At 65.9% G+C, this 1,369-nt stretch carries 2 protein-coding genes; both read left to right on the top strand.

Annotated elements, in window-relative coordinates; genetic code table 11:
- Window positions 1-109: 109 nt before the first annotated feature.
- Window positions 110-964, top strand: a complete 855-nt coding sequence (locus ACWD3I_RS49200) for an IS5 family transposase (protein WP_451084473.1) — start codon at window positions 110-112, stop codon at window positions 962-964.
- On the top strand, window positions 961-1,359 hold the full coding sequence (locus ACWD3I_RS49195; RefSeq protein WP_365414260.1) for a hypothetical protein: 399 nt from the start codon (window positions 961-963) through the stop codon (window positions 1,357-1,359). Before ACWD3I_RS49200 ends, ACWD3I_RS49195 begins: the two co-directional genes overlap by 4 nt.
- The last annotated feature ends 10 nt before the right edge of the window (window positions 1,360-1,369 follow it).

Below are 1,369 nucleotides of genomic sequence, written 5' to 3'. Positions count from 1 at the left end.
GGTCTCAGTGGACGTTAAGTCCGATCTTCCTCGGTTCGTGATCGCTCGATCGTGGTACTGATCGCCGTGCAGGCCACCTGCTGGGCATGTCCATGCTGAGATGCAGGGCGTGAAGAGAGAGCCGTACCTCAGCGACTTATCGGACGAGCAGTGGGCGTTGATCGAGCCGATGATCACGGCCTGGAAGCAGGACCGGGTGGCCCGGTCGGCGACCGGAGATCCCGGGTCCTGCGACCTGCGGGAGGTCGTGAACGCGATCTTCTATCAGAACCGGACGGGCTGTCAGTGGCGTTATCTGCCCCACGACTTGCCGTCCTGGTCGGCGGTGTTCTACTACTTCGGCCTGTGGCGCCAGGACGGGCTCGACCAGCGGATTCAGGAGCTCCTGCGCTGCCAGGTACGGGAGAAGGCGAAGCGATTAGAGGACCCGTCCCTCGTGATCATCGACACCCAGTCCGTCCGCGCGGCCGCGGGTGTCCCGAAGACCACGACGGGACTGGACGCCAACAAGAAGGTCTCGGGCCGCAAGCGGGGGCTGGCGGTGGACGTTCTGGGGCTGATCATCGGCGTCGTGGTGCTGGCAGCCTCTGCCCACGACAACACGGCCGGCACCGCCCTGCTCGACCAGGTTGCCGACCGCTGCGGGAACCGGCTGGAGAAGGCCCTGGTGGACCAGGGCTTCAAGGACCAAGTCATCATCCGCGGCGCCCTATTGGACATCGACGTCGAGGTCGTCCGCCGCAACCCCGACGACCAGGTCAAAGGGTTCGTCCCGCAGCCGAAAAGGTGGATCGTGGAGCAGGTCAACGGCACGTTGATGCTGCACCGCCGCCTGGCCCGCGAGTACGACCACCGTACCGACACCTCCGCCTCGCGTGTCTACTGGGCCTCCATCGCGAACATGACCCGCCGCCTCACCGCACCGAGTCCGACCTGGCGCGACACCCTCGAGCTGGCCGCGTGAACATCACCGAGTTCCTGGCCAGCCTCCAGGCCCAGCACGACGAGACCGGGGACCGGGCCCGTGAACTACGCGACCAGATCGAGCACTTGACCACGGCCCTGACCGAGACCGAAGCGCGACTCGCGGAGCTGACCACCACCCAGAAGGTCATCGCCGAACTCGCACCGGCTGGAAACGAACCCGAACCGCCCGAGACGAACACCGCCTACCAGGCCATCGTGAACGCCTTCAACCAGCACCCCGACCAGGAGTTCCGGGCCCGTGAGCTGCACGAACTCCTCGGCATGCCCACCGACGAGGCATCGGTCAACGTCACCCGTGCTCGTCTCGGACGCCTCGTCCGCCAAGGCTTCCTCACCCAACCCGGACGAGGCCGCTACCAGAAACGGACTTAACGTCCACTCA

The sequence above is a fragment of the Streptomyces sp. NPDC002817 genome, assembly GCF_053592055.1.
The sequence above is the reverse complement of the archived record's forward strand: the minus strand, read 5'-3'. Positions and strand labels throughout refer to the sequence as shown.